We start from the raw sequence: 25277 nt of genomic DNA on the forward strand, positions 1-25277 counted from the left end.
CACAGCAAGCGCTGTCAGTTCGAGTTTTTTATGGAGTGGATATCGTGTCCGTGAAAGCGCTGAATCAGCGTCACGGTGCAGGTGCACGATGTCACAGGCGCAAGGACCGTGCGATTACATTTCAGTCAGCTTGAAAGGGGCCTGGCGCCGCTGGTTACGGGTATGAGCGCGCTTGCCGTCATTCATATCAATTACGTAATAAATTGATAACCATCATCAGAAACCACCGCGAAGTGCTGTGGTGGTTTGGCTGATTATTCAAATTGGGTAATGGCCACCAGGAGCATGCCGATGGTTTTGCAGCGCTCTCAAGATCGAGCGCCGCCCGCGCGGCGCTTCGCGGGTAAACCCGCTCCCACAGTCTGTTTCGGGCCAGTCTCTCCTGTGCTATCACCTGGTCCGCCTTGTTGGCACGACGCGGTTTCAGTGTGGGCGTTGCCGCCGTCCCACATGACTCAAGACATGCACCAAGGCAGGCGCTGGTACTCTCACAGGAATAATTGGCCCGAAATAAACTGTGGGAGCGGGTTTACCCGCGAAGCGCCGCGCGGGCGGCGCTCGATCTCATAGGCGCTGAACATCCATCGCCATGCACCTAGCCGCCCACATGCGATACCAAGACAGGCGCTTGGCCGTCATGGCGCTTCCCATGCAATATGTACCTAAGCACGAAAAGATACGTAATAAATTAGCGTACTAGTACGCCACGAATCTCGGCAACCACCTGCGCCGTCGCCGCTTCGATCGTGCCTTCGTTACGACACATCACCCAGCCGTGATCCGCGACCGCCCGCTCGAACGCCTGGGTACAGGCAACTTGCTCTTGCAGTTTATGAATCACCGTACTGCCCAGCCCACGTGTGCGTGCCGCCGCCCTCGCCCATGAAACTTCGGGGTCGGTGACAACCCCGACATGCAGGTCCGGCACACGCACGTTGCGCTCCATGTTCAACCGCAGAATCTCGGCAAACGGGACTGTCCGGCGAAACGCGGCATCGGAGGGGTACCAGCGGTCGATCAGGATGATGCTGCCCGACGGCTGCTTGGGCAGCACGTGCTGCGAAATCCACGCCCGGCTATCCGCCAGGCGCGCGCAAACCTGCAACTCCAGCTCCTGGCTGGGATGCCTGACGAGCCTGTTGACCAGGGCCATCGTTTCCCCCCTGAAGGGGTCGCTTTTCTTCTCGCAAAGGCGGATCACCTTGTAGTTGTCGGCCCTGAGCGCTTGTGTAATGGCCTCCAGCAGCGTGGTTTTGCCGGTGCCCTTGGGCCCGTCCAAAGAAACAAATAGCGAACGATTCATACTTCACATAACGATTGATTGGAGGGGGTGGCGCAGCTGCGCCGATACTAAAGCCAATCGCCAGTGGCGGCTAAACAATATGGGCATAAGTGCCGTAGCTGCGATGAGTGCCATTTTGCAGAGGTTGTTTGCAGATATGCCCGCTGCATCAAAGCGTCTTGCACGCTATGTTGATGGCCCTATTCGAATCCAACTGCCATGGAGGGCTGTCATGGTGATGTTCTGCCGCCTCAGTTTGCTGATCCTGGTCGCCGGCACGCTGCTGGGCGATATCGTGATCGCCAGCGTCGGGCTGCTGGCCCTCTGCGCGGCTGCCGTCTACCACAACGTCCAGCAGGACACCCCGCAAGAAGAGCCTCAGGAGCCTGGATTCACGGCGTAGTACCGCAACCGCCAAACACATTGCATCGGCGGATTGCACCAACGCGGTCTAGGCTGGATACGTCAGGGCGGGCGCAACTGCGTCAACCAGGTTGCTCAGGCAGTGCCCTCGACTCCGTCCCCAGCCCTGTCAGGACCACGACCATGAGACGACGTCGGTTACTGCCCCTGCTCACCTTGTGCTGCACCACCGCCACCACCGGCACTGCCCTGGCCGGTGGCATCCTCATCTACGAAGCCGGCCAGGAAGGTAACGGCCTGGCCAACGCCGGCGCCGCCGCACTGGCCAGCGACCCCAGTGTGCTGATGAGCAACCCCGCCGCCCTCACCCAGCTCAAGGGCACCCAGGTCAGCGCCAATGCCCAGGTCATCCTCGGCAATGTCCGTTTCTCCCGTGACAGCGCCAACCAGTTCGACGGCAACGAAGGCGGCAACGCCCTGCAGTACCTGCCCGGCGCCAGCCTGTTCATCAGCCACCAGCTCGACGAGCGCGCAACCCTTGGCTTCGGCATGTACGGCAACTTCGGCCTGGCGCTGGACTATGACGATGACTGGGCCGGCCGCTATTTCACCCAGGAAGCGGCGGTGATCGGGGTGTCGTTCCAGCCCACCCTCGCCTACAAGCTCACCGACGACCTGTCGCTGGGCATCGGCCCGCGCATCCTGTACGGCTACTATCGCACCGAGATGGCCATCAACAACAACCTGCTGGGCCTGGCCGACCGGCAGGACGGCCAGCTGGAATACCAGGACACCGACGTCGGCGTGGGCGTGAACCTGGGCCTGCACTATCGGCTGTCGCCCGCCACCCAGCTGGGCCTGGCCTACACCAGCAAGGTGAAGCTCGAGTTCAAGGACAAGCCCCACGTGACCGACGTCAGCAACCCCTTGCTCAATATCGCCTTGCGCCGCCTCGACGTGAGCGAACTGGAACTGGACATGAACGTGCCGCAGACCGTGCTGCTGAGCATCGCCCATGACCTGGACCCGCAGTGGAAGCTGCTGGCCAGCCTCGGCTGGCAGGACTGGAGCGAATTCGGCGATATCGGCGTGGAGGTGGACAGCGATGCCGTCGGCAATGTCAGCCGCAGCGTCGATCGCCAATACAAGGACACCTGGCACGCCTCCCTAGGCACCCAGTACCAGGCCACCCCGCGCCTGCGCTGGAGCGCCGGGGTCGGCTACGACAGCTCGGCGGTGGACGACAGCGACCGCACCGTCGACAACCCCATGGGCGCCACCTGGCGCCTGGCCACGGGCGTCAATTACCAGCTGCGCGACGGCCTGGACCTGCACCTGGCCTACACCCTGATCTGGATGGGCGACATGGATGTCGAGCAGACCAAGGCCCGCTCGGGCGACAGCCTCTCCGGCAGCTACCGCAATGCCGCCCTGCACATCGTCGGCGGTGGCGCCACCTGGCGTTTCTGATCAAGGCTGTGGGCCGCCGAGGAACCAACGGAAATAGGGGTTGGCGCCATCGCTGCGGACCAGCGCCCCGGCCTCCCGCGCCCAGGCCTGACGGTTGCCGTTGTAGGCGTGCAGGCTCAGGCTGTAGAAGCGTTGCAAGGTCAGCCACTGGTCGTTCACCGCCCCGGCAAAGCCGGGGGCGGCACCCTGCAGCGGCGGTGCCTGGCGCAGCGCCAGCAAGGCCGGCAACACCCGGGTGATCTCCCGTGGCCGTACCCATGGCGCATATTCGATGCGCGGCTGATCGTCGGTCACCGCTGCTGCGTCGCCGGCGTAACGGGCCAGCCCTGCCCGGTCGGTGATCCAGGTGGCCAACAGCGCCTGGGGCGAGTCGATGCCGACTTCGGCCAGTGTCGAGGCCACGGAAGGTAGGGAAAATCGCTGGATGATCCGCGGCACGTCCAGTTGCAGCGGCTGCAACGAGCCGATCAACAACATTTCGTGAAATTCCGTGGTCCACAGCGAGGCGTGGGGGAACACCTCGATGAAGCTACGCACCAGCGCGCGGGTGTCTTCATCGTTCTGGGTCGGCAGCGGCAGCCATTGCGCCAACAGGCCCGCGGGTTGCAGGCGGCTGGCGGCCAACTGGTAGAAGTCGCGCGAATAAAGGTTGACCACACCGGCCGCCGAAGGCGGTGGCGGTTCCAGGGTGACCAGGTCGTAGCGTTCATTGCTGCGCAGCAACTCACGGCGGCCATCGCGCAGGCGGATATCCAGGCGCGGGTCCTGCACGACATCGTAGTTGCCCTTGAACAGCGAGGCGGCGGCCAGCACTTCGGGCAACAGTTCGGCCACCACCGGGCGTTCCAGCCCCGGGTAACGCAGCATCGCGCCGGCGGTGATGCCGGTGCCGAAGCCAATCACCAGTGCTGAACGCGGTTCGCCAGCATGAATCAGCAACGGCAACAACGCCTGCAAGCGCATGTAGCGCAGCGATGGCATGGCATCGCCGGTATTGGACACGCCCTGGATGTACAGGCGGCTGAAGCCCTGCCCCTGGCGGGCCTGCTTGACCACCGCGACAGTACCGCCCTTGCCTTCGCGGTAAAAAGTCAGCTGGCCGTTGCGTGCCCCAGGCAGCAGCTCGGCCAGGCGTTGCGTCGGCGTCAGCACGCCCACCGCCACGCAGGCAATGGCCACCATCAGCACCATGGCCTTGGCCGGCCGCCCCACGGCGTTGCCACGCCATGCCGCAATCAACCCCACCAGCGCCGCCAGGCCGGCCAACAGGGCCAGGGTACGCACCAGGCCCACAGCCGGTATCAGCACGAAGCCGGTCAAGCCCACGCCCAGGATGCCGCCCAGGGTATTGAGCGCCACCACCGTGCCGACATCCCGGCCAACCCGCCGGCCATCCACCGCCAGGCGCACCGCCAGCGGGAACGCCGCGCCCAGCAGCACGGTGGGCAGCAACACCATGCTCATGGCCGCCACCGCAAAGCGTGCGCACATGCCGGCCAGTTCATTGCCGGTAGCCTGCAACACCAGCAGCTCGGCCTGGGTCTGCGCCAGCACCAGCCAGCGCCCGAGCCCGGCGAGCTGCAGCAGCGCCAGCAGCCCGGCACTGGCGATCAGCACCGCGAACAGCCCCCAGGGGTCGCGCAAACGGTCGGCCCGCCTGGCATACAGCGCACTGCCGGCCGCCAGGCCGCACAGGTAGGTGGCCAGCACCAGCGCAAAGGCATGGGCGCGGGTACTCATGAACTGCACGATCGACTGGCTCCACACCACCTCGTAACCCAGCGCCACCCCACCGGCGATGCAGTACAACACAATCGCCAGGCGCGCCTGGGCGCTTCGCGGCGCCTGTTCGTTGGCCTGAGCGCTGCGTGGCAACTGGTCATTGCGCCGAAGGATCCAGGCGCCCAGCCCAGCCAGCAGGTTCATCGAAGCTGCGGCCAGGGCACTGCCGGTCACCCCGAGGTGCGGTAGCAATACAAAGGCGCCAAGCAAGGTGCCGGCAATGGCTCCGGCGGTATTGGCGGCGTAGAGCCGCCCGCTGGCCTGGGCCTGCTGGCCGGGCGCGGGGGCCATGGCGCGCACCAGCACCGGCAGCGTGCCGCCCATCAACAGCGCAGGCACCCCCACCAGGGCAAACGGCAGCCACCAGGCCAGCCAGCCGATACTGGCCTCCATCCGCGCGAACCACCCGGCCGAAGCCCCCAGGGCCAACGTGCTGGCTACCCCGAGCACTGCCACCGCCACCTCCAGCAGCGCATACAAGCGCACCGGCCGGGCCAGCTGGTCGGCCCAGCGCCCGAACAACCAGCCGCCCAGGGCCAAGCCTGCGAAAAAGGCGCTGATACCGGTGGTCACGGCGTGCACCTCCACGCCTACCACCAGTGACAGCTGCTTGATCCACAGCACCTGGTAAACCAGCGCCGCGCCGCCAGACAGCAGCAACAAGGCAGCAGGCAAGCGCAGGGCCAAACCCACGGCTGCCACACGATCGCAGCCAGCCGTGGGCAGGCTTGGCCTTGCGGGTGAAACCATCATCGCTGCCTTAGCGAGGTCGCGCCTCGCGGTTCACAGGGTCATTTGCCTTTCATCTTCTCTTCGATCTTCTTGTTCACATCGTCCTGGATCTGGTCGATGCTGAAGCTCGCCGGGCGCTGGCTGGGCGGGTAGTCAACGAAGGTCTGCAGGAACCGCGCGGCTTTCTGCGTGCCCTGGAAGAACAGGTAGTCGTTCTTCGTCAGCCAGTCGTAATACTGGTCAGACACGATATCGGCCCGCTCGTAGGGGTCCATTCGCAAATTGAACAGCTTGGGTGCCCGCAAGCAGGTGAACGGCTCGCTCCACACCGGGAAGCCACCCGGTGCGCGCTGCTCGCAGTAGACGATCTTCCAGTCGTTGAAACGCATGGCCACCAACTGGGCGTCATCGTTGAAGTAGTAGAACTCGTTGCGCGCGCTCTTGTCGGTCTTGCCGGTCAGATAGTCCAGCTGGTTGTAGCCGTCCAGGTGCACCTTGAAGTTCTTGCCGCCCACGTCGGCGCCCTTGAGCAGGCGGTCCTTGATGTCGACGTCACCGGCAATGGCCAGCAAGGTCGGGAACCAGTCGAGCCCGGAGAACATCTGGGTGCTCACCGAGTCGGCCTTGATCTTGCCCGGCCAGCGCACCATGGCCGGCACGCGGTAGGCACCCTCCCAGTTGGAGTTCTTCTCGTTGCGGAACGGCGTGGTCGCCGCATCCGGCCACGACCACTGGTTCGGGCCGTTGTCGGTGGTGTAGACGACGATGGTGTTGTCGGCGATCTTCAAGTCGTCCAGCGACTTGAGCAGCTTGCCGACATCGCCGTCGTGCTCGAGCATGCCGTCGGCGTATTCGTTGCCGATCATGCCGCTCTGGTTACGCATCGACTCGCGCACATGGGTAAAGGCATGCATGCGCGTGGTGTTCATCCACACGAAGAACGGCTTGTCGGCCTTGGCCTGCTTCTCGATGAAATTGATCGCGGCCTGGGTAGTCTCGTCGTCGATGGTCTCCATGCGTTTGCTGGTCAGCGCGCCGGTATCCTCGATCTTGCCGTCGGCACTGGACTTGATCACCCCGCGCGGGGTGGTGGCCTTGAGGAATTCCGGGTCGTCCTTGGGCCAGTAAGGCCGTTCCGGCTCCTCTTCGGCGTTGAGGTGGTACAGGTTGCCGAAGAACTCGTCGAAACCATGGTTGGTGGGCAGGTACTCGTCGCGGTCGCCCAGGTGGTTCTTGCCGAACTGGCCGGTGGCGTAGCCTTGCGCCTTGAGCGCCTGGGCGATGGTCACATCGCGCGCCTGCAGGCCCACTGGCACCCCCGGCATGCCCACCTTGGACAGGCCGGTGCGCTTGGCCACCTGCCCGGTGATGAAGGTCGAGCGCCCGGCGGTGCAGCTGTTCTCGGCGTAATAGTCGGTGAACAGCATGCCCTCCTTGGCGATGCGGTCGATGTTGGGCGTCTGGTAGCCGACCACGCCCTTGGAATAGGCACTGATGTTGGTCTGGCCGATGTCATCGCCGAAGATCACCAGGATGTTCGGCTTTTCGGCCGCCCCGGCCAAGGTGGCCGTGGTCGCCAGGGCGACGGCGGACCACCAGGTTGTACTGGACTTCATGACGTTGCTCTCCGTTCACGTTGCTGTCGCAAGTCCGCGACTGCGTGCACGAAGGATTCCGACTGCTGGCTGGGACCCAGTGCCCTGCGGTTCCGGTGTGGCATTCACTCCTTGTCGAAGGGATAGACACGGCGCCAGTCGCGGGCCATGTCCACCACGGTCCAACCTTGTCGGTTGGCGATATCCAGCGCCTTGTCCAGGCGCCCTACACTGCTTGGCCGGTCATACGCCCATTCGCGATTGGCGTCGGTATGGTGCACCAGCCCGGCAAAACGCCGGCCCGGCCCGGCCAGGGTCCATTGCAGCATCTGCAGGTCGCCGTCAGAGTTGCCGAAGGCCAGTACCGGCCGCCGGCCGATCACCGCCTCGATGCTCACCGGCTTGCCCGGGCCGTCGTCGTTGTGCAACAGCGTGGGCAGGCGCTGGATGCTGAGCTGGCCGTCCTTGTCCTGATACTCGGCAACCAGAGTGGTGCCTATCACCTGTTCGGGGGGTATGCCATAGACCTCTTCGGCGAAGGCGCGCATGAATACCACCTCGCCGCCCGAGACGATGTAGGTGCGAAAACCCTTGTCACGCAGGTAACCGAGCAGTTCCAGCATCGGTTGGAACACCATCTCGGTATAGGGCCTGCCGGTCCTGGGGTGTTTGGCACTGGCCAGCCAGCTACGGCTGTGGGCCAGGAATTGCTCGGTGCTGATGCCCGAGTGGGTGGCCGCGACGATCTTCAGCAGGCCGTCCATGCCCTGCTCCGCCAATGCCTTGTGGTCGTTGTCCAGCACAGCCTTGAACGGTTGTTGGGTTTTCCATTGCGGATGTTCGGGCGCCAGGCGCCGCACTTCGTCCATGGAGAACAACACTTCGAAGTACAGCGGTTGCTCGCTCCAAAGGGTGCCGTCGTTGTCGAACACGGCAATCCGCTCGGCGGGCGCCACATAATCCTTGCTGCCTTGATCGGTGACGGCCTCGACGAACGCCACGATGGCCTGGCGCGAGGGGCCGTCGCGCCAGGACGGCAAAGGCGCTGCGGCCAGCACCAGGCATGGCAGCAACAGCAACAGGCAAAGCACGCTGCGCAGGGCATGGGCGGCTGGGCGCGGCTGCATGTGGAGCTCCTTGCCATGGGCGGATGGCGCGATGAGTCCGGTTCAGCGGTTCAGAGGCTTCAGACCGCTGCGCTGTGGTTTGCACGGCTGCTGCGCAGGTGGTGTGCGCGGCAAGGCAATCGGCGCTTGCTCAGGCGCCGTCGAGGCCCCGAAACGGGACCTGAAAGAGGCTAGCAAACGATTCTTTATTGCGTCGGGAATTTGCGCCCGACCACACAGCAATCCGGGCTGGCCACTGCTGCGTCGCACCCACAGGTACAGCGCATCCAGCTTCGGCGGCTGCGCCGCGCATTGTGCACGGGCCTGGCGCCAGGCATAGCCCGGCGAGTCGAGCCAGGCCTGATGGCGTCGGGCTTGCCAGCGCCGCAAGCGCTGCCACAGCGCCTGCCACCGCGCGCGCAGGCCCCAGCCCAGAGCACCTGCGCCAAACACCGCGGCCACCACCAGCAGCCAGTGCCCACCGAGCCGAAGCCGGGCCTGGTGCCCCATGGCCCGCAGGTCGTCGTTGATGGAGAACGGCGCCTGATACGCACCTGCGCTAGCCTCCAACGCTACAGCCGGCACCTTCGTCTGGTGTACCTCACCGCTCGTCGCATCGCGCCACTGATAGGTGATCTCAGGCAACTGGTAGCGCCCGGCGGCGCCGATCACATAGGTCACCGTATCCTCGCGTTCGCCACCCAAGGTCCCGCCGCGGCCGTCGCTCAACGGCTTGACCCCCGGCGTCTGCACGTAGCGCTTGAGCCCGGCGACCTCGGCCAGCACCGGGGCGTGCAACAGCATCGCCTGCGCCCCTGGGGCAACAATCCGCAAGCGCCGGGTCACACTATCGCCCGCCCGCAGTGGCGTATGCGAGCGCTCCACCTGCTGGGTGAAGGTCAATTGCGCCGCCACCGGCTGCGCGCTGTCGGGGTTGCCACTGGCGCCCTTGGCCTCGAACGCCAGTGGCTGGCTGCTGACCGTGAGCGGCCCGCTGGCCTGTCCGGGCTGCACCTGGAACGCCAGGGCCGGAATGTCGAAGTGCCGGGCCGCCTGTGGGGTGATGCGATAGCTGTAGCGCAGGCCGAAGAAGCGCTTGCCGTCGATATCCTCGTTCAGGTGCTGGGCCTCGCCAGTGGGCGGGCTGACCACGGCGCCAGGCAGGTCCAGCGCCGGCAATACCGGTGCATCGGTGAACCAGGTATCGACCAGCAGGTCGATCTCCAGGCTGACCGTGCCGCCGGTCATGATCGCGCCCTGCGGCACCAGGCGCTGGGCCACGCGCACCTCGGGGTCGGCCGCCAGCGCAGGCAGACACAGCAGCCACAGAGTCAGCAGGAACTTCATGGCGTGCCCTCCTCGCCCGGCCGGCGCGCGGCCTGTTGGATCTGGAACTTGCGCTTGAGGAACTGCCCCGGCGAGGTGGCCAGGTTGTCCAGCCATAGCTGGTCGGAGGCGGCCTTGCCGGTGTGCTGCTGTTGCGCCTTGCCGCCCTGCAGCGGGGCCTGGTCTTCGATCACCTTGTCGGGCTTAGCGCCGGTGCTCTTCTGTTGTTGGTCCTGGTAGTCCTTGAGCAGGGCCTGGGCCAGCGCCAGGTTGGCGGCTGCTTCGGGGAATGCCGGTTGCAAGCGCAGCGCCTGCTGGTAGGCGGCAATCGCCTGGGCAAACTGGAACAGCCGCACATGGCTGTTGCCCTGGTAGAAGTACGCCGGCGCGCTGTCCAGCGGCGCCAGGCTGGCCAGCGCAGCCTTGTAGTCCGACGCTTCGTAGGCCGCCACACCTTTCCAGTAAGGGTCATGGAAATGCTCGGCGGCCTGGGCGTAGTGCCCCTGCTCAAAGGCCCAGCGGCCCTGCTGGTCAGCGCTGAAAAAGGCGTCGGCCAGTTCCCCCGCCCACACTTGCCCGGGTGCGGCGCCCAACACACAGACCACGGCAAGGCCGGTCAGCCAGTTCACCTGCCACCCCTTGCGCAGTCCGCCCAGGGCCAGCAACAGCAACGGCCAGCACAGCCAGTAGCCGGCATCCTTCCAGTGCAGCGTGGCACTGTCGCCCGTCACGGCCTGGTAGTGCTGGCGGGCGTGCAGTTCGATCCAGTCCAGGTCATCGTCGTTCAAGGTCAGGCTGCCCAGCGGCGCATCGGCGGCCTTGGCCAGCCCTTGCAGGCCCTGCTTGTCGAAACGGCCCTGCACGGCATTGCCCCCGGCATCGAGGCGCGGCATGCCCTTGGCATCGTGCAGCACCCCGCTGTCCTGGCTGCCCACTGCCAGCACCAGCACCTGCAGGTCGCTGTCGCTCAGGCGCTGGCCGAGTGCCTCGAACTGTGCGGGGTCGGCGCCATCGGTCAGCAGCACCAGGGTGCCGGGGCTATGTTCGGCGTCGAGCAGCCTTAGGGCGATGTTCACCACACCCAGCACGTCCTTGCCGGGCTTAGCGATCAGGTCGCTGGCCAGGGCCTGGATGAAGCTGTCGAGCAAGGCCGGGTCGTCGGTGGCCGGCAGCACCAGGTGGGCGCTGCCGGCATAGGCGATCAGTGCGGTACGGGCCCCGGCCCGGCGTTGCACCAGGTCATGCAAGGTGTGGCGCGCGGCGCCCAGGCGGCTGGGGGGCACATCGTCGGCGTCCATCGAGGGCGACAGGTCCACGGCCAGGATCAGCGGCGCGCGGTTGTCGAGAAAGTCCGGGATGTCCTGCTGCCAGGTGGGCCCGGCCGCCGCCAGCGCGCCGACCACCAGCAACGCCGCCAGCAGGTGCACCGGGCGCAGGCGCCGGTCGTCGCGCGGGCGGATCAGCAGGTGCTCGACCAGGTGCGGGGCGATGATCCCGCGCAGTTGCCGCTTGAGGTCGCGCCGGCGCCGCCACAGCAGCGGCAGACCGAGGCCTGGCAGCACCAGCAACAGCCACCAGGGGCGCAAGAAGTGCAAGGCGCCGAGGTCGATGTCCATGCTCAGGGCTCCTTGGCCGCGGCGGCTCGGGCGCCCAGTAGCGCCAGGCCCTGGCCGAGCAGCAGCACGGCCAGGGCTGCGCCCAGGGGCCAGACGAACAGGTCGCGCCGCGGTTGGTGGCTGAGGGTGGTGACGTCATGCGGGGTGATCTGGTCGAGCGTGGCATACACCTGCTGCAGCGCCGCGCGGTCATCGGCGCGGAAGAACCGCCCGCCGGTGGTCTGCGCGATCACCTGCAAGCTGTGCAGGTCGACCTTGTCCTCGCCGGTGGCCGCCGGGTCGCCGATGCCGATGGCATGCACCACGATGCCGTGCTCGCGGGCCAGCCGCGCGGCATGCTCGGGGGTGATGGCGCTGCCGGTGTCATTGCCGTCGGTAAGCAGGATCAGCACCTTTTCCTGCTCCTTGGCAGGAGCCAACAACTTGATGGTCAGGCCGATGGCGTCGCCCAGGGCGGTGTTGGGCCCGGCCATGCCGACCCCGGCCTCGTCCAGCAACAACTGCAGGCTGGCATGGTCAAGGGTCAGCGGCGCCTGGGGGTAGGCGCCGCTGCCGAACAGGATCAGGCCTATGCGGTCGCCCTCACGCTGGGCGATGAAGTCGCGGACCACGGCCTTCACCGCGGTCAAACGGTCACTGCGCTGGCCGTCGGCGCTGCTGTAGTCCTTGGCCTGCATGGATTGGGAGATATCGATGGCCAGCATCAGGTCGCGGCTGGGTTGCACATGGCGGATCGGTTGCTCGACCAGCACCGGGCGCGCACAGGCGACCAGCAGCAACAGCCAGGCCAGCCCATAGAGCAGCAGCTGCCAGCCACCGGCGTTGATTGTGCTGCTGCCGGGGCCTTGGCCGAGGGCCTGGCGCAGGGCGCTGAAGAACGGCACGCGCAGCGCACTGCGAGCTTCGTGGTAGGGCCTGAGCCAGCGGTAGGCCAGCCATGCCAGCGGCAGCAGCAGGAATACCCAGGGGTAGTCAAAGCGCCACATGGTGCGCCTCGATCCACTGCCGGGTGACGTCAAACAGGCGTTGCACGCTGGCGTCGTCCAGCGCGGCAAGCTGTGCATCCGGGCCGTAGGCCAGCAGTTGCAGTTGCGCCGCGAAGGTCGCCGGCAGCGGTTGCCGGGTGTGAGTGGCCAAAAATTGCTGCCAGGCCTGGCCGCCGAGCGTGCCAACGGCAGGTGCCCCAGGCATCGACAGGGCCACCCGTTTGAGCAGCTCGGGCAGTTCGCGCAAGGCCATCAGTCGCTGCGCTGCCGCAGCCGCCGCCAGCTGGTCCAGGCGCAGCAATGCCTCGCGCCGGTAGCGATCACGCCGCCAGCGCCAGCAGCGCAGCACCGCCCAGCTCAGCAGGCCAGCCAGCAGCAGCCCCAGCAGCAGCCCCCAGCCCCAGGTCTGCGGCAGGTAGCTGAACGGCGGCGCCCCCGGCGCCAGCTCTTGTAGCTGGTCGACCGTAGGCCCGCTCATCGCGCCCGCTCCGCCAGCCGCCCGAGCTCCTTGCGCAGTTGCTCCAGGCTGTCATCGCCGGTGCTGATCATCAGCAACGGCACCTGGCTGCGGCGCAGCAGCTCGGCGACCTCGCGCAGGCGCCCGGCCAGGTAATCGCCCAGTGGCCGGCGAACCTGGCTGCGGCCTATGTCCATCTCCACCTGCACGGCGCCCTGGGTCACGCTGAGCCGGCCCTTGTCCGGCAGTTGCAGGGCGATGGGGTCATACACCTGCAGCGCAATCACATCGTTGTGCTGGCGTAACTGGCGTAGCAACGCCAGGGTCTGTTCGCCAACCCCGGCGAAGTCGCTGATCACGCACACCAGGTGATCGTGCCCGGCGGCGCCGATGCAGGTGCGCAGCAATTGGTCCAGCCGCCCGTCGTCCGCCAACGCCTCGCCCTGTGCCGACAACCGATGATTGGCCCGCACCACCGCCGCGCACAAGGCCTGCACCCGGGCGCGGCTGCGCAGCGGGCGCAGGTGTTCGACACCGGCCTCACCAAGCACCATGCCACCGACGCGGTCGCCGGCCTGCAGCGCCATCCACGCACACACGGCCGCCAGCTGGGCGGCGGTCACCGACTTGAAGTAGCGCTGCGAGCCGAAGAACATGCTCATGCGCTGGTCCACCAGCAGCAAGGTCGGCCGATCACGCTCCTCGCTGAAGGTCCGCACGAAAGGTTTGCCGTAGCGCAGCGAGGCGCGCCAGTCCAGGTGGCGCAGGTCGTCGCCGGGCACGTAGTGGCGCAGCTCGTCGAAGCTCAACCCGCGCCCGCGCAGGCGTGAGGCGTGGTTGCCGGACAAGATGCTCGACAACGGCTGCCGGGCGACGAAGCTCAGGCCCCGGGCACGCGGCTCCAGGGCCATCAGCTCGGCCAGCGAGGCGTAGACGAAGCCATCAGGCGTGCGGCGGGCGGTGGACATGGCGGCACCCTCAGGCCGGTATGGCGACCTTGTCCAACAGCCGGTCGATCACCTGGTCGGCCCCTACCCCATCGGTGATGGCGTCATAGGACAGTTGCAGGCGATGGCGCAACACCGGGTGCACGGCGGCGCGCACATCGTCCGGTGAGACGAAGTCCTGCCCGTTGAGCCAGGCATGCGCCCGCGCCACCCGGTCCAGGCTGATGCCGCCACGGGGGCTGGCGCCGATGCTGATCCAGCGCCCCAGCTCCGCATCGTGTTCTGCCGGGTGGCGCGTGGCGTTGACCAGGGCGACCAGGTAGTTGTCGATCGCCGGTGCCACGTGCACCTTGGCCACTTCGCGGCGCGCCGCGAAAATCACCTCCTGGGCCAGGCGCAGCGGTTCGCCCGTACTGGCCTGGTCCTCGGCGCGCACCAGCCGCAACACCTGGGCCTCGTCGGCGGGCGCGGGGTAATCAAGTTGCAGCTTCATCAGAAAACGGTCCATCTGCGCTTCGGGCAAGGGGTAAGTGCCCTCCTGCTCGATGGGGTTCTGGGTCGCCAGCACCATGAACAGGCCGGGCATCGGGTAGCACTGGCCGGCCACGGTGATCTGCCGCTCTTCCATGGCTTCGAGCAACGCCGCCTGCACCTTGGCCGGCGCACGGTTGATCTCGTCGGCGAGGATCACGTTGCCGAACAGCGGCCCAGGCTGGAAGCTGATGCGGTTGCCCTCGGCGGTCTGCTGCAGGATCTCGCCACCGGTGATGTCCGAGGGCAGCAGGTCGGGGGTGAACTGGATGCGCCGCATCTGCGCGTCCAGGTGGCTGGCCAGGGCCTTGACCGTGCGGGTCTTGGCCAAGCCCGGCAGGCTTTCCAGCAGCACATGGCCGTTGGCGAGCAGCGCCAGGATCACCTGGTGAATGGTGTCGGCCTGGCCGAGTACCTGCTCGGCGACCGACGCTTGCAGTGCTTTGACCTGCTCATGAGTGTCCACATGCCCGCTCCCTGTCCTCGTTTGCGGTCAAGCAACTGTAGTTGCCGTGCCGGTTGACGCAAGATCCCGAAACATCTACTGCGTTTGCCGCCAGTAAGGCTCGATGGCCTGCAGGCGCGGATCGTCCGGCGACGCCGCGCGCATGCGCTGCACGTAGCCGAAGGCGGCTTCGCGTTCGCCGGCCAGGGCATGCAGGTAGATCAACGAGTACAGCAGGTCGGCGTCGTCCGGCGACTGCGCAAGGCCGCTGCGCAGTGCCTGCAAGGCTTCGTCACGGCGGTTCAGGCGCGACAGCAGCAGGCCCTGGTTGTAGCGGATCCGCGCATTGCCCGGCAGCGCCGTGGCGGCTTGGTCCATCCATTGCAGGCCCTCCTCGTTGCGGCCGTGCTCGACCAGCAGCAGGGCCAGCATGTACGCCAGGTTGCCACGATCGGTCGGCGGCATCTTGTCCAGTGCCGCCCCCTCGCGCAGCAGCGCTTCGGCTTCTGCGGGGCGATTGGCGGCGCTGGCCAGAGTTACCAGGTTGACCCGCGCCGGGACGAAATACGGGTCCATGCGCAGGGCCTGGCGGTAGTGCGCCATCGCCTCCTCGTCACGCCCCTGGCGCGATAGCAGCACCGCCAGATTCAAGCGCCCGCCCGGCAGGTCGGCATTGCCGCGCAGGCGCTGCTCATAGTCGCCAAGCTGGGCCTTGAAACCGGCCTGCTGGGCCTCGGGCAGTTGCGCCGGCGCGATATCGGCCATGGCCCGCACGGTTTCATCGCGCACCGCCAGGCGCGGATCGGCCAGTAACGGCAACAAAGGCTTGAGCCGCTCCTCGGCGGGCAGGCTGCTGAACCCTGCCACGGCATAGGCGCGGATCAACGGGTCGGCGTCCTGCAGGGCCCAGCGCAGGTTGCTGGCGGCGCCTGGCCCGAGGTCCGCCAGCTGGTCGGCGGCGGTAGCGCGGACGATGGCCGGGTTGGCCTTGTCGGCCAGCAGGTAGCCCAGGCGGCTCATGGCTGTGCCCGGGTCTTCGCGCACGCCTTGCAGCGCCTGCCCGTAATGCGCCGGTCGTTGCGGCGTGCCATACCACTGGTCGATGGCGCTGGCGGCCCAGGCCGGCGCGCGGTCCGTGTGGCAGGCCGTGCAAGCGTCCGGGCTGCCGGTCTGGGCGGCGAGGTCCGGGCGCGGGATGCGCAGGCTGTGGTCGCGGCGCGGGTCGACCACCATGTAGGTCTTGCTCGGCATATGGCAGCTCACGCACTGCGCGCCAGGCGAGCCTGCGGCGTGATGGTGGTGCGCCGAGCTGTCGTAGTCCTTGCCCTGCAAACCGGCGAAGCGCGCGGTGTTGGGCTGGGTGTTGTGGCACTGCAGGCACAGGCCGTTGCCTTCGCTGCGCACCTTGGTGGTGTGCGGGTTGTGGCAATCGGTACAGCCGACCCCGGCGGCGTACATCCGGCTCTGGCTGAACGAGCCGAACTCGTAGACCTCGCCGTCGATCTGCCCGTCTGCATGATAAAGGCCGCTGCGCAGGGTGGCGGGCAGGCTCTGGTCAAGCTGCGGATGGCCGGGCGTCTGGCCGTTGCCCAGGGTTTGCCGACGGCTGTGGCAAAACGCGCACTGCTCGACCTGGCCCTTGCTGCCGAGCGCTTTGAAATCGACGAGCAGCCCTTTATCCGGCTGATTGCCGGCGGGCGTGGCACTGGCCCAGTCGACATGCGCCTGGCCTGGGCCATGGCAACCCTGGCAGCCCACGGTCGGCTCCTGCCAGGTGCTGGCGTAGCTGTCCTGCTGGTCGTTGTAGTGCTTGAGCAGCCGGGTGGAATGGCAGTCGGCGCACATGGCGTTCCAGTTCTGGTAGCGGCCGGTCCAGTGCAGCGGATCTTCGGGGGTAAAGCGCTGGCCGGGGTACAGGGAGAACCAGCGTTGCCCGCCCTGGGCCTGGGGCCGGCTGTCCCAGGCGATGGTCAGGGCCTGCAGTCGCCCCCGGGACAGCGCCACCAGGTACTGCTGCAAAGGCTGATGGCCGAAGGTATAGAGGATGCGCAGGTCCGCAGGCTTGCCGTCCTCGCCCTCGATGTTGACGTAATAGGCATCGCCCTTGCGCAAGAACCGCGCCTTGACGCCATCCTGGTCGAAGCGCGTGTCGTCGAAGTTGCCCAGTACATTGCCCGCCGTGGCCTCGCGCAGCGCCCAGGCATGGTCCGAATGCTGCCACTGCCCGGCCTGTTCGGCATGGCAGCCCTGGCAGCTCTCGGGCTTGGCGTAGCCTTCGCGGTCCTTGGCCGCTGTCGGCAACGGGTCACCTGCGGCGCTGCCTGTGGCAAGCAGTGCCAGTATGAGCACGCCCCCTCTCAGTCCATCTGCCAGCCATCCCATCGCCCAGCTCCATGATCAGGTCCAGTCGCCCAGTGCGGGCGTCGGCAAACCGCTCGCTTCACTCGTCCGCCTTGTTGGGCCTGGTCGCCGGCGCGCTGTACCACTGCTCCTTGGGCACCACTTTGTCCTGCGCGGGGTCCCCCAGGTAGTGCGGCGACATGATCTGCACGCCGAACTCGTTGAACACATCCTGGATATTGGCGTGCAACAGGGTCAGCAGCTCGGCCCGCGGCCGTGGCTCGCTGGGCACGGCCTGGGCCACCAGGCGGTACTCGGGGTAGAAGTCCGACAAGGCGGTCTGGAACACTTGCGGGCGGGGTGAGTCGAGCACCCCTTCGGTGCGCCGCGCAGCCTCCAGCAGCATCGCCTCGACCTGGCGCCAGGGCGTGTCGTAGCCAATCGTCACCGTGGTGTCGACCACATAGCCCTGGCCCTGCACCACCCGCGAGTAGTTCTTGGTCACCGCCCCGGTAATCATCGAGTTGGGCAGCGTCAGCACCTCGCCCAAGCCGGTGCGGATGGTGGTGGTGAACATGCCCAGCTCGGTCACCGTGCCCTCGTGCTCGCCAATGCGCACGTACTCGCCGGGCCGCAGGGTGCGGGTATAGGTGAGGATGAGCCCGGCGGCGGCCTGGCCGACCACACTGGTGGCGCCCAGCGAGATCATCAGGCCGATCAGCACCGACAAGCCCTTGAACGCTTCGGTGTCGGCGCCCGGCAGGTACGGGTAGGCCATGGCCAGGGCGAACAGCCAGATCGCCAGCGAGGTCAGCCGGGTGGTGGGTTGCAGGGTTTCCTGGGTCAGCCAGCTGATCGAGCCCGGCCGCGCCAGGCGCTCGAGCAGGCGCTTGCTGAAGGCGCTGATGCCACGGGCGATGAAGAAGATCAGCAAAGCGATCAGCAACCCCGGGATGGCGTCGACGATGCCCGTCAGCACATGGCGCAGCAGCCCCAGCAGGTACAGGTTCAGGCTTTCGCCCCAGGGCCGGGTGTAGGGGAAGCGCTGCAGGACGAAGCTCAGCCATTCGTAGGTCAGCAACAGCACCAGGGTCCAGCGCACCAGGGCCAGAAGGCGCCGCAACAGCGGGTACAGGTTGCTGGAATCGACCAGCTGCGTGTGGCCGATGCGCAAGGCACTGGCGTGTTTGCGCACGCGCTTGGGCAGCCAGGACAAGGCTTTGTGGTGCAGCCAGACGCAGAGCTTGACCAGCAGGATGTACACCAGCGTGGCAGCGGCGCTCAGCCCGGCGGCAGTCAGCAGAAACCGCGGGCTGCGGGCCTGCTGCGCCTCGTCGACCACCTGGCGCAGGCGCTGCGCGGCGGCCTCGGCGCCCTGCCGGGTGTCGAGGTCGGTGCCGACCAGGTCCCTGGGCGAGACAATAAAGGCCCGGCGGTCACCCAGCAGCACCAGGAAACTGTCCTGGACGGTGTCCAGGCTGACCCTACTGTCCACACCCTCATCCAGCCGCTCATTGATCACCGCCTCGGCACGCCGGGCCCGGGCGGCAGGCGCTTCGCCGAGCACGGTGGCGTGGAACACCATGATGCTGCGGTTGGCGACCTTGAGCTCGGCAGGCTCGGCCGCCGCCACGCTGGCCTGCTCGTTGGCCTGGCTGGCCAGGCTGATCAGCAGCAGCGCGAGCAGGCAGCACCCTGCGACGATTCGCTTAGCCATGGGCTCCCTCGCTCGATCACGCGTTGCCAACGGCCGGCCCCTGCTCCACCCACTGCCAGAACAGCATGTAGCCGATGGCCAGGATCACCGGGCCGATGAACAAGCCGATGATGCCTTCGGCGACCATGCCCCCCAGCGCTCCGATCAGCACCACCGGCATCGGCACATTTACCCCGCGCCCCAGCAGCAGAGGCTTGAGCACGTTGTCGACCATGCCGGCCAGCACGCTGTACACCGCAAACACCACGGCACCGACACTGGCGCCTTCGGTAAAGAACACAAAGGCCACCACCGGCAGCGTGATCAGCAACACCGGTAACTGCATGATGCCCAGCAGCAGCACCAGAATGGCCAGCAGGCCGGCGCCGGGGATGCCCATGAACACGAAACCGAGCCCCACCAGCAGCATCTGGATGAAGGCGATGCCGACCACGCCCTGGGCCACCGCACGGATGGTCGCGGTGCACAGCTCGGCAATCAGCGGGCCGCGTTCGGCGCCGGAGATGCGCGTGGCGATTTGCACCGCGCTGCGCTCACCGTTATCGCCAAAGGCCATGACCACGCCCGACAGGATCAACGCGCCGATGAACAGCAAGAAGCCGGTGCCAACCCCGGCCAGCTTGCCCAGCACCACCATGCCGATGCCTTTGAGGTGCGGGGTGACGCTCTGGATCAGGCTGGTGGCATCGGTGGCCGCCTGTTGCCAGAAGCCGTACAGCGGCGGCCCCACCAGCGGCCAGGTGGCCACCACCGGGTTGGCCTGCGGCACATGCCAGGCCCCGCTCTTGAACAACTCCATCGCCGCGGACACCGACGCGGCGATGGAGTCGCCCAGCAGGTAGATCGGCACCATCAGGATCAGCAGCGTGACCAGGATGATCAGGCTGGCCGCATGCCCGCTTTTCAAGCCAAGCCTGGCGCGCAAACGCCCATGCAGCGGGTAGAAGGTGATGGCCAGGATCACCGCCCAGAGCATCAGGCTCAGGAACGGACGGAACACCGCGAAGCAGGTGACCACCAGCGCAGCCACCAGGCCTGCGCGTATCAGCACGTCCAGCAAAGCCCGGGACAGCTTGAGCTCGTTAGGCAAAGGCAACATGGGCCACCTCCTGGTCAGTGGCAGGGCAACGCCAGCCACGGGTATCCAGCAGCCTAGTACGGCACCGGCAAGTCGCAAACGGCGACAGGGCAAAGGAAAAATTGCGCCCCGTGGCGTCAGATCAATGCACTGCAATATCAATCCGGTATTATCCGCGCCATTCAACCGTTCGTTTAATAGTGGAGTCGTGCGTGATGAAAGTTCTGACGTTGTTCGGCACCCGCCCAGAAGCCATCAAGATGGCGCCTTTGGTCAAGGTCCTGGCCCGGACCGAGGGTGTCGAAAGCATCGTCTGCAGCACCGGCCAGCACCGGCAGATGCTCGACCAGGTGTTGCAGCTGTTTGCCGTGCCGGTCGACCACGACCTCGATGTGATGGTCCCGGGGCAAACCCTCAATGGCCTGTTCGCCCGCCTGATGACACGCATCGACGCCCTGCTCGACGAACTCAAGCCTGATTGCGTGCTGGTGCACGGTGACACCACCACCGCCGCCGCCTGCAGCATGGCGGCGTTCCACCGCGGCATCGCCATCGGCCATGTCGAGGCCGGCCTGCGCACCGGCGACCTGGCCCAGCCCTTCCCCGAGGAAATGAACCGCCGCGTAGTGGACGTGATGGCCCGCTGGCTGTTCGCCCCCACCGTCACCTCGCGCCACAACCTGTTGCAGGAGAACCTGCAGGGGCAGATCCACATCACCGGCAACACCGTGATCGACGCGCTGGACCTGATCCTGCAGAAGCTCGACCGCGAACCCGAGATCGGCGAAGGCTTCGCCAGCCGCTACCCGTGGCTCGACGCCAGCCGCCGGCTGATCCTGGTCACCGGCCACCGCCGGGAGAACTTCGGCGACGGTTTCCGGCAGATCTGCCAGGCCCTGGGCGAGCTGGCCAAGCGCGACGATGTGCAGATCGTCTACCCGGTGCACCTCAACCCGCAGGTGCGCGATGTGGTCATGACGGTGCTGGGCGACAACCCCAACGTGCAGCTGATCGACCCGCTGGACTACCTGGAGTTCGTCTGGTTCATGCAGCGCGCCCACCTGGTGCTGACCGACTCCGGCGGCGTGCAGGAAGAAGCCCCGCACCTGGGCAAGCCGGTGCTGGTCATGCGCAACACCACCGAGCGCCCGGAAGCCGTGGCCGCCGGCACCGTCAAGCTGGTGGGCACCGACAGTACCCGGATCGTCCAGGCGGTGCAGGCCATGCTGGATGATCACGCGCTCTATGCCCAGGTGGCGCGCAGCGTCAACCCGTATGGCGACGGCAACGCCAGCGAGCGCATCGTCAATGCCCTGCTCGGACGCCCGTTCACGCCCTTCCAGGTGCGCTGAACGACGCATAAGCGTCAATAAAACGGCGACGTCATTTGCTCTGACGTCGCCGGTCGAATTTTCTTACAAAAAAGCATCAAAATATTGACATGGGCACTTTGATATTAGAGAGTACGCATCCGATGTCTTGACGAAGTGGCATCGCGCTCGAACGACCGTTTGACAGCGTTCGCTTCCCCCATCGTCACTGATTACCCGAATAGCCACGCGAAGACCTGCGCCTTAAAAGGCCTGTCGGCGCACACGTTTGCACGCCCGCGATGCGCTGCCAACGCCACTGAACCTTCAAGGACTAGATCGTTGAGCCACACGACTCGCCGCTTGCAGTTCGCCGTTCTGGGCACTGCCCTTACCTCCCCGATCCTCGCCCATGCCACCCCTGCCAGCGATGCCTTGCAAGCGCTGATGGCCCAGGATTGGGTGTCCCGCAGCGTTTCGCTCAAGGACCTGGGCATCACCAACCCAGTGGTGCTCGACCAGGCCGACAACCGCCAGGCGTTCTTCCTGCCGGTGCCCAAGGGCGTGGCGATCAGCGATGCGCAGATCGAACTCAAGGGCCAGTTCATCAAGGGTGAAGAACAGCCCGCCACCCTGCGCCTGGCCGTCGATGGCCAGCCCCGCGTGGCCGAACGCGTCAACCGCGCCGAAGGCGACCTCAGCCGCACCCTGGCAGTGGACAGCGGCAAACACACCAGTGGCTTCGTCAATTTCAGCCTGGACTGGAGCTCACCGGTTTCGGAGGACTTCTGCGCCCCGCCACGGGCCACCGCCAACGTGCTGACCCTGTCGCCGCAGACGCGCCTGAGCTACCGCTATTCGATGTCGGCCCTGGGCAGCCTGGCTGAAGCCTGGAGCAGCCTGCCGGGTGAGCCGGTGATTCTGGTCGCGGCCGGCGCGCTCGAGCGCAACAGTTTCGACAGCGCCTGGCGTCTGGGCGTGGCCCTGGAACGCAGCGCCCGCCGCGCCCAGGTACGTGCCTTGCCGCAAGTCGGCGACAGCGTGTCGCTGGCCGGCATCGAAGTGCCGGCGGCCCTGGCTAAAGTCCCGGCCTTCGCCGCCCTGGCCGGCCAGGCCAGCCACACCCTGGCCAGCCCGGCCGAGCTGGGTGCCCTGCTGCTGCTCGATGCCCCGGCGATCCGCGCCGACCTGGCCATCGCCGACAGCGCGCTGGTGGCACAGCTCAACACTGCCCTGGACGCCCTGGCGCAACAGCTGCAGGACGACCAGGCCGCCCTCGCCGCCCTGGCGCAATGGCGCAAACAAAAGGCCAGCCTGGCCGCAGGCGCCCTGCCCAGCCAGCAACTGCAACTGCTTAGCCTCGGCCGCCAGGCACTGGTGGCCGTGGCTGCCGACGCCGGCGCCAAGGCCGCCGGCGTGTTCGACGCGAGCTGGCGCAATGTGCTGGTGTCGCGCGAGGCGCAGGTCAAGGAGGTGGGTGACGCGCTGCGCAACGATCACGGCCATCTGCGCCTGAGCGCCCTGGGTGGCAACTTCGGCACTTTCGATGTGGTCAGCCGTGGCGAGTGGACCGCCACCTTCCCGCTCAGCGCCGTGTCGAACAACGGCCGCATGCCGGGGGAACTCAACCTCGACCTCGCCGCCGCGCCGGGCGCCTCGCCTACCCCGCCGGTCGCCTCGGTGATCTGGAACAACGTGCTGCTCAACGCCGCGCAACTGGATGCCGATGGCAGCCCCGAGCGATTGAAGGCGCGCATCCCGGGCTACGCCCTGGGCGTCACCAATACCGTGCAGGTGCGCTTCCAGCGCCAGCCAAGCTCGCCAAACTGCGCCGAGATCCCTCAGGCCTACCCGGTCAACGTGCTGCCCAGCAGTTACCTGAGCTCGGCTGACGCCGAACCCGACGGGACCTTCATCGGCCTGCTGCCGCTGCTGGCCGGCAAACCCCAGGTGATCGTCGACCAGGCCGTCCTGCAAACGCCGGTGGCCAACCTGGGCAAACTGATCCGCCTGGCCAGCGCCGCCTCGCTGTCGCCGGTCAACGCCGAGCTGGTGCTGGCCGACGGCAAGGCAAACGTCGCGCCGTCGCGGCCGTTCCTGGCCGTGGATGTGCAGTTGCCCGGCGCCAAGCCGCTGCTGGGCGTCGCCGAGCTGCAGCGCCTGCAGGCCCAGGGCAACCAGCAACTGGCCCTCGACCTGCAGGGGCCGCAAGGCCTGGGCACTTTGTCGGTGGTCGATTCCAGCGGCCAGCACGGCGTGCTCTGGAACAGCCTGGGCAACCCGGCCATGGTGCCGCAGGTGCCGTTCCTGCTGACCCAGGGCAATGCCGTGGTGATTGGCGAGCAAGGCCCGTTGACCTGGGTCGACACCACCGACCCGGAACTCAACCTGGCCGGCACGCCGTTCCACCAGTGGCGCAAGCAACTGGTGTGGGCGTTGCCCACCCTGTCCGGCATTGTCCTGCTGCTGGTGCTGCTGGGTGTAGTCGCCCGCCGGCTGCGTCTGAAGCACAAAGGCAAGTAAGCCGGAGTAAGCGCGCATGTTCTCACTCTATTGGCCGTACCTGCTGGCGGAGTATTACCGGGGGCTGGAGATCGTCACCGCCGTCGTCGGTGTGCTGATCCTGCTGTCCAGCCTCGATGACCTGTTCATCGATGCCTGGTACTGGGTGCGCCAGACGTACCGCAAGCTGCTGATCCGCCGCAAGCGCTACCAGGCGCTGACGGTGGAGCAACTGCGCGCCAAGCCCGAGCAGCCGCTGGCGATCATGATCCCGGCGTGGCTGGAGTACGACGTGATCGCGCCGATGCTGGAGAACATGGTCGGCTCGCTGGACTACAAGAACTACTACATCTTCGTCGGCACCTACTGCAACGACCAGCGCACCATCGACGAGGTGGAGCGCATGCGCCGGCGCTACAAGCAGTTGATCCGCGTCGAAGTGCCCCATGACGGCCCGACCTGCAAGGCCGACTGCCTGAACTGGATCATCCAGGCGATCTTCGCCCAGGACGCGCGCATGCCCGAGCCCTTCGCCGGGATGATCCTGCACGACAGCGAAGACGTGCTGCACCGCCTGGAGCTGCACTACTTCAACTATCTGCTGCCACGCATCGACTTCATCCAGCTGCCGGTCACCTCCCTGGAGCGTGACTGGTACGAACTGGTGGCCGGCACCTACATGGATGAGTTCGCCGAATGGCACACCAAGGACCTGGTGGTGCGCGAGAGCATGTCGCGCATGGTGCCGTCGGCCGGTGTCGGCACCTGCTTCTCGCGCAAGGCACTGCTGGAGCTGTCGGCCGAGACCAACAACCAACCGTTCAACACCGACACCCTCACCGAGGACTACGATATCGGCGCACGCCTGGCGCGGCGCGGCATGAAGCAGATCTTCGGCAAGTTCCCGGTGGACTACGTGGCCAAGCGCACCACCTGGTTCGGCAACGGCAAGGAAAAGATGGTGGCCGTACACATGCCCCTGGGCGTGCGTGAGTACTTCCCCGACACCTTCCGCACCGCCTACCGGCAAAAGGCCCGCTGGACCCTGGGCATCGGCCTGCAAGGCTGGAGCCAGGTGGGCTGGGAAGGCTCGCTGGCGACCAAGTACCTGCTGTTCCGCGACCGCAAGGGCCTGATCACCTCGTTCGTCGCCATCCTCGCCTACGTGTTGCTGTTCCAGCACCTGATCTTCCTGGGGATCAGCGCCACCGGCCACTGGAAGGTGTTCTTCCCGTCGGTGTTCTCGCCCAACAGCCTGCTGCTCGACCTGATGTGGGCCAACACCCTGGCCCTGAGCCTGCGTATCCTGCAGCGCGCGTACTTCGTCGGCCGCCTGTATGGCTGGGAGCACGCCCTGCTGTCGGGGCCGCGGATGATCATCGGCAACTTCATCAATGCCATGGCCGCGGCACGCGCCTGGCGCCTGTACCTGGGCTACCTGTTCCTGGGCAAGAAGCTGGTCTGGGACAAGACCATGCATGACTTCCCCTCGGCCGACCAGTTGCACCAGCAGCGCCTGCGCCTTGGCGAACTGCTGCTGTCGTGGCGCGCCATCGACGACGACATCCTGGCCCAGGCCCTCAAGGCCCAGGCCGAAGAACACAAGCCACTGGGGCAGATCCTGCTCGAGCACGGCTACCTGGATGCGGACACGCTCAACGAAGCCATCCTGTTCCAGCAGGAAAACGGCGA

17 protein-coding genes and 1 pseudogene are annotated in these 25277 nt (G+C 66.6%); 5 read left to right on the forward strand and 13 right to left on the reverse strand.

Annotated features, from left to right (window positions below; genetic code table 11):
- Positions 1-688: 688 nt before the first annotated feature.
- Positions 689-1303, reverse strand: a complete 615-nt coding sequence (locus ACQ4N9_RS04720) for a dTMP kinase (RefSeq protein ID WP_390970538.1) — start codon at positions 1301-1303, stop codon at positions 689-691.
- Between the two features lie 211 nt (positions 1304-1514).
- Here ACQ4N9_RS04720 and ACQ4N9_RS04725 point away from each other — a divergent pair, with 211 nt between their 5' ends.
- The gene (locus tag ACQ4N9_RS04725) at positions 1515-1685 is read left to right on the forward strand and encodes a hypothetical protein (RefSeq protein ID WP_258706572.1); all 171 of its coding nucleotides are present in this window, start codon (positions 1515-1517) and stop codon (positions 1683-1685) included.
- A 143-nt stretch (positions 1686-1828) separates the two neighbouring features.
- On the forward strand, positions 1829-3115 hold the full coding sequence (locus ACQ4N9_RS04730; protein ID WP_390970540.1) for an OmpP1/FadL family transporter: 1287 nt from the start codon (positions 1829-1831) through the stop codon (positions 3113-3115).
- Here ACQ4N9_RS04730 and ACQ4N9_RS04735 read toward each other — a convergent pair whose 3' ends face one another.
- The 12 genes from ACQ4N9_RS04735 to ACQ4N9_RS04790 form a co-directional block, all read right to left on the reverse strand.
- Positions 3116-5647: a fused MFS/spermidine synthase gene (locus ACQ4N9_RS04735; protein WP_390970542.1), complete on the reverse strand. Its 2532-nt coding sequence runs from the start codon at positions 5645-5647 to the stop codon at positions 3116-3118.
- Between the two features lie 41 nt (positions 5648-5688).
- Positions 5689-7245 (reverse strand): arylsulfatase, encoded by a 1557-nt coding sequence (locus ACQ4N9_RS04740; protein WP_390970544.1) that lies wholly within the window; start codon positions 7243-7245, stop codon positions 5689-5691.
- A 104-nt stretch (positions 7246-7349) separates the two neighbouring features.
- Positions 7350-8351 (reverse strand): HAD family hydrolase, encoded by a 1002-nt coding sequence (locus ACQ4N9_RS04745; RefSeq protein ID WP_390970546.1) that lies wholly within the window; start codon positions 8349-8351, stop codon positions 7350-7352.
- 42 nt (positions 8352-8393) lie between these two features.
- On the reverse strand, positions 8394-9677 hold the full coding sequence (locus ACQ4N9_RS04750) for a hypothetical protein (RefSeq protein WP_390970548.1): 1284 nt from the start codon (positions 9675-9677) through the stop codon (positions 8394-8396).
- The gene (locus ACQ4N9_RS04755; protein ID WP_390970550.1) at positions 9674-11272 is read right to left on the reverse strand and encodes a VWA domain-containing protein; all 1599 of its coding nucleotides are present in this window, start codon (positions 11270-11272) and stop codon (positions 9674-9676) included. The genes ACQ4N9_RS04750 and ACQ4N9_RS04755 overlap by 4 nt, the downstream gene beginning before the upstream one ends.
- A gap of 2 nt (positions 11273-11274) precedes the next feature.
- Positions 11275-12258, reverse strand: a complete 984-nt coding sequence (locus tag ACQ4N9_RS04760) for a vWA domain-containing protein (RefSeq protein ID WP_390970552.1) — start codon at positions 12256-12258, stop codon at positions 11275-11277.
- The gene (locus ACQ4N9_RS04765) at positions 12245-12736 is read right to left on the reverse strand and encodes a DUF4381 domain-containing protein (protein ID WP_390970554.1); all 492 of its coding nucleotides are present in this window, start codon (positions 12734-12736) and stop codon (positions 12245-12247) included. Before ACQ4N9_RS04765 ends, ACQ4N9_RS04760 begins: the two co-directional genes overlap by 14 nt.
- Positions 12733-13683: a DUF58 domain-containing protein gene (locus ACQ4N9_RS04770; RefSeq protein ID WP_390970556.1), complete on the reverse strand. Its 951-nt coding sequence runs from the start codon at positions 13681-13683 to the stop codon at positions 12733-12735. The genes ACQ4N9_RS04765 and ACQ4N9_RS04770 overlap by 4 nt, the downstream gene beginning before the upstream one ends.
- Before the next feature lie 10 nt (positions 13684-13693).
- The gene (locus ACQ4N9_RS04775; protein WP_390970558.1) at positions 13694-14659 is read right to left on the reverse strand and encodes an AAA family ATPase; all 966 of its coding nucleotides are present in this window, start codon (positions 14657-14659) and stop codon (positions 13694-13696) included.
- 75 nt (positions 14660-14734) lie between these two features.
- Entirely contained in the window at positions 14735-17020 is a 2286-nt protein-coding gene (locus ACQ4N9_RS04780) for a tetratricopeptide repeat protein (protein ID WP_390970560.1), read from the reverse strand.
- Between the two features lie 58 nt (positions 17021-17078).
- Entirely contained in the window at positions 17079-18695 is a 1617-nt protein-coding gene (locus tag ACQ4N9_RS04785) for a mechanosensitive ion channel family protein (RefSeq protein ID WP_390970562.1), read from the reverse strand.
- A 16-nt stretch (positions 18696-18711) separates the two neighbouring features.
- Positions 18712-19794: an AI-2E family transporter gene (locus tag ACQ4N9_RS04790; RefSeq protein ID WP_125858627.1), complete on the reverse strand. Its 1083-nt coding sequence runs from the start codon at positions 19792-19794 to the stop codon at positions 18712-18714.
- Between the two features lie 194 nt (positions 19795-19988).
- Between ACQ4N9_RS04790 and wecB the strand changes: the two genes are divergently transcribed.
- The 3 genes and pseudogenes from wecB to ACQ4N9_RS04805 all read left to right on the forward strand — a co-directional run.
- A complete protein-coding gene (wecB, locus tag ACQ4N9_RS04795) occupies positions 19989-21125 on the forward strand; it encodes a non-hydrolyzing UDP-N-acetylglucosamine 2-epimerase (protein ID WP_390970564.1) in 1137 nt (378 codons plus the stop codon).
- Between the two features lie 300 nt (positions 21126-21425).
- Positions 21426-23606, forward strand: coding sequence for a hypothetical protein (locus ACQ4N9_RS04800; protein ID WP_390970566.1), 2181 nt, complete (start codon positions 21426-21428; stop codon positions 23604-23606).
- A 16-nt stretch (positions 23607-23622) separates the two neighbouring features.
- Positions 23623-25269 (forward strand): annotated as a pseudogene (locus ACQ4N9_RS04805) (glycosyl transferase family protein); the annotation flags it as partial.
- Positions 25270-25277 lie beyond the last annotated feature (8 nt).

Source organism: Pseudomonas sp. ES1 (assembly GCF_050586605.1).
Lineage (GTDB): Bacteria > Pseudomonadota > Gammaproteobacteria > Pseudomonadales > Pseudomonadaceae > Aquipseudomonas > Aquipseudomonas sichuanensis.

What these genes read in the sequence shown, in the direction of transcription:
- ACQ4N9_RS04790 (WP_125858627.1), bottom strand. Translation starts at nt 19,794, where the DNA reads ATGTTGCCTTTGCCTAACGAGCTCAAGCTGTCCCGGGCTTTGCTGGAC.
- ACQ4N9_RS04745 (WP_390970546.1), bottom strand. Translation starts at nt 8,351, where the DNA reads ATGCAGCCGCGCCCAGCCGCCCATGCCCTGCGCAGCGTGCTTTGCCTG.
- ACQ4N9_RS04755 (WP_390970550.1), bottom strand. Translation starts at nt 11,272, where the DNA reads ATGGACATCGACCTCGGCGCCTTGCACTTCTTGCGCCCCTGGTGGCTG.
- ACQ4N9_RS04765 (WP_390970554.1), bottom strand. Translation starts at nt 12,736, where the DNA reads ATGAGCGGGCCTACGGTCGACCAGCTACAAGAGCTGGCGCCGGGGGCG.
- wecB (WP_390970564.1), top strand. Translation starts at nt 19,989, where the DNA reads ATGAAAGTTCTGACGTTGTTCGGCACCCGCCCAGAAGCCATCAAGATG.
- ACQ4N9_RS04780 (WP_390970560.1), bottom strand. Translation starts at nt 17,020, where the DNA reads ATGGGATGGCTGGCAGATGGACTGAGAGGGGGCGTGCTCATACTGGCA.
- ACQ4N9_RS04770 (WP_390970556.1), bottom strand. Translation starts at nt 13,683, where the DNA reads ATGTCCACCGCCCGCCGCACGCCTGATGGCTTCGTCTACGCCTCGCTG.
- ACQ4N9_RS04720 (WP_390970538.1), bottom strand. Translation starts at nt 1,303, where the DNA reads ATGAATCGTTCGCTATTTGTTTCTTTGGACGGGCCCAAGGGCACCGGC.
- ACQ4N9_RS04735 (WP_390970542.1), bottom strand. Translation starts at nt 5,647, where the DNA reads ATGGTTTCACCCGCAAGGCCAAGCCTGCCCACGGCTGGCTGCGATCGT.
- ACQ4N9_RS04725 (WP_258706572.1), top strand. Translation starts at nt 1,515, where the DNA reads ATGGTGATGTTCTGCCGCCTCAGTTTGCTGATCCTGGTCGCCGGCACG.
- ACQ4N9_RS04730 (WP_390970540.1), top strand. Translation starts at nt 1,829, where the DNA reads ATGAGACGACGTCGGTTACTGCCCCTGCTCACCTTGTGCTGCACCACC.
- ACQ4N9_RS04760 (WP_390970552.1), bottom strand. Translation starts at nt 12,258, where the DNA reads ATGTGGCGCTTTGACTACCCCTGGGTATTCCTGCTGCTGCCGCTGGCA.
- ACQ4N9_RS04750 (WP_390970548.1), bottom strand. Translation starts at nt 9,677, where the DNA reads ATGAAGTTCCTGCTGACTCTGTGGCTGCTGTGTCTGCCTGCGCTGGCG.
- ACQ4N9_RS04785 (WP_390970562.1), bottom strand. Translation starts at nt 18,695, where the DNA reads ATGGCTAAGCGAATCGTCGCAGGGTGCTGCCTGCTCGCGCTGCTGCTG.
- ACQ4N9_RS04740 (WP_390970544.1), bottom strand. Translation starts at nt 7,245, where the DNA reads ATGAAGTCCAGTACAACCTGGTGGTCCGCCGTCGCCCTGGCGACCACG.